Annotated in this window: 3 protein-coding genes; all 3 read left to right on the plus strand. The window is 69.9% G+C overall.

The window, feature by feature from the left end; genetic code table 11:
* Nucleotides 1-513: cell envelope integrity protein TolA (gene tolA / locus ALA01S_RS30665; protein ID WP_084268110.1), on the plus strand; the 513-nt coding region annotated here is incomplete at its 5' end.
* Between the two features lie 160 nt (nucleotides 514-673).
* Entirely contained in the window at nucleotides 674-1,321 is a 648-nt protein-coding gene (locus ALA01S_RS30670) for an excisionase family DNA-binding protein (RefSeq protein ID WP_066343519.1), read from the plus strand.
* Between the two features lie 345 nt (nucleotides 1,322-1,666).
* Nucleotides 1,667-2,751 (plus strand): methyl-accepting chemotaxis protein (locus tag ALA01S_RS30675; protein ID WP_157119421.1); only part of this gene is annotated, 1,085 nt, incomplete at its 3' end.

Raw genomic sequence — 2,751 nt, forward strand, 5'->3', positions numbered from 1 at the left:
GCGGCCGAAGCCGAAAAGCGGGCCAAGGCCGAGGCGGACGACAAGCGCGCCAAGGCCGAAGCCAAGGCCAAGGCGGACGCCAAGGCCAAGGCAGACGCCGACGACAAGCGCCAGCAGGAGCTGGCGGCCAAGCTGCGCCAGCAGCAGATGGCCCGCATGATGGGCCAGGTCGGCGGCTCGGCCGACGGTCCCAGCGGCAACGGCGCGCCGGGCTCCAGCGGCAAGGCCGCGCGCGACAGCGGCCCCTCGGCCGGCTACGCGGGACGCATCGTCGCCCGGGTCAAGCCCAACATCGTCTTTGGCGACGACATCAACGGCAACCCGATGGCCGAAGTCGAAGTGCGCACCGCGCCGGACGGCTCCATCGTCGGCCGCCGCCTGGTGCGCAGCAGCGGCAACGCCGACTGGGACCAGGCCGTGCTGCGCGCCGTGGACCGCACCGGCGTGCTGCCGCGCGACACCGACGGGCGCGTGCCCTCGGCCATCGTCATCGGCTTCCGGCCGCGCGATTGACGAACCCCGCGCGGGCCCGGCCCTCAACCGGCCCGCGCGTGCCCTTCCCATCCGGGAAGGAGGCGCCCCCAGGGAAAGCACACCCACCTGCAATCGGTGAATTTGCTATTCCTGTAAACACGGGCCATCAAAAAATCGGCAAGTCGGCAAAAATGCGCACATGACCGCCGTCCGCTCCGCCACCGAAAACCCCGCTGCCGAAGGCGCGGCCGACCACTGCACCACGCTGGAAGTGGCCCGCTGGCTGGGCATGGCGGTGCGCTCCGTGCAGCTCATGGTGGACCGCGGCGAGCTGCAGGCCTGGAAGACGCCGGGCGGCCACCGCCGCATCTCGCGCAGCTCCGTCGAGCGCTGGCTGGCCACCCACCACAGCGGCTCGGCGCAGCCCGCGCCGCCCGCGCATCCCACGCTGCGCACCGTGCTGCTGATAGAGGATTCGGCGCACACGCAGCACCTGGTGTCGCTGCTGGTGCGCGAGCAGTTCCCCGAGGTGGAGCTGCACGTGGCTGACGACGGCATCGCCGGGTTGGCCATGGCCGGTGAGCTGCAGCCGGCGGTGCTGCTGGTGGACATCCTGCTGCCCGGCATAGACAGCGTGACGCTGCTGACCAGCCTGCGCACGCATCCACAGTTCGCGCGCAGCCAGCTCATCGTCCTGACCGCGCTGGACGAGATACAGCGCGCGCCCTACGCCTTCGCCCTGGCCGGGGTGCCCGTGGTCTACAAGGCCAGCCTCGTGGACGAGTTGCCGCCGCTGCTGACGGAACGCCTGAGCCGCGCCTCCTCGCTGCTACCCCTGCCCCGCTGAAGCGCCACGGCGTGCGCCGGCCTGCCGGCCGGCAATCCATGCCATTTCGTCATTTGGCAGCGCAATTTCAGCACTTTTGGATTGAAGTCACGCTTGCGTGGGCTGGCCACGTTGGAGGCAAGCACGGATGGCGCTGCCCTGTCCATTTGTGCACGGCAACGTCCGAGCTGCACATGTACTGCGGTTACAACCGGATAAGATTCAACGATTCCAGGAAGCAGTGTCACAGGCACCACCAGGAGAGCCCGCTTCCGGAAGCGATGCGCCGTCCGAGAAAGCGACAAAAAGCAACAAATTCCGGCGCAGTGCTCTACACACGCCGTAACAACGGCCGAACAAACACGCATGCGAAACACCGGACCCGTGACCGGCCGCGAGTACGTGTTGGAGGACGGCGTGACGCTGGTCTCCACCACCGACCTCAAGAGCCGCATCACCTACTGCAACCCGGCCTTCATCCAGGCCAGCGGCTACTCGCGCGATGAGCTGCTCGGCCAGCCGCACAACATGATCCGGCACCCGGACGTGCCGCAGGAGGCTTTCCGCGACCTGTGGGCCACCCTCCAGAAAGGCCGGCCCTGGTCGGCGCTGGTGAAGAACCGGCGCAAGAACGGCGACCACTACTGGGTGCAGGCCAACGTCACCCCGGTGCTGGAAAACGGCGTGACCGTGGGCTACCTGTCGGTGCGCGGAAAACCGTCGCGCGAGGCGGTGGCGCAGGCCGAGGCGCTGTACGCCAGCATGCGCGCCCATCCCCGGCGCTACGCGCTGCGCCACGGCACCTTGATCGAACGCACGCCGGCCGGCTGGGTGCGGCAGCTGCTGCGGCTGGACCTGGGCTCGCGCATCGCACTGGTGAGCGCGGGCTGCACGCTCACCAGCGGCGCGCTGGGCGCGGCCAGCCATTGGGCCGTCGGCCTGGCCGGAGCGCTGGGCATCGCGGGCGCGGCGGCGTGGCTGCTGCGGCGCATGGCGGTCAAGCCGCTGCGCCATGCCGTCACGGCCACCAACCGTCTGGCCGCGGGCCAGCTCGGCGGCACGCTGGCCGCGGCCGGCGACGACGAGGTCGGCCAGCTCATGCGCGGCCTCACGCAACTGGACATCAACCTGCAGGCCATCGTGGGCGACGTGCGCCGCGAGGTGGACGGCATACGCACCGCCTCGCGCGAGATTTCCGCTGGCAACAACCACCTGGGCTCGCGCACCGAGTCGCAGGCCACGCACCTGCAGCAGACGGCCGCCTCCATAGAGCAGATCGCCGTGACCCTGCGCTGCAGCGCCGATCACGCCGCCACCGCGCGCGGCCTGGCGCAGCAGGCCAGCGACGCGGCGCGCCAGGGTGGCGACTCCATGCAGCACATGGTGCAGCGCATGGGCGAGATCCGCGACGCGTCACACCGCATAGGCGAAATCATCCAGGTGATAGACGG

Source organism: Azohydromonas lata NBRC 102462 (assembly GCF_001571085.1).
Taxonomy (GTDB): Bacteria; Pseudomonadota; Gammaproteobacteria; order Burkholderiales; family Burkholderiaceae_C; genus Azohydromonas; species Azohydromonas lata.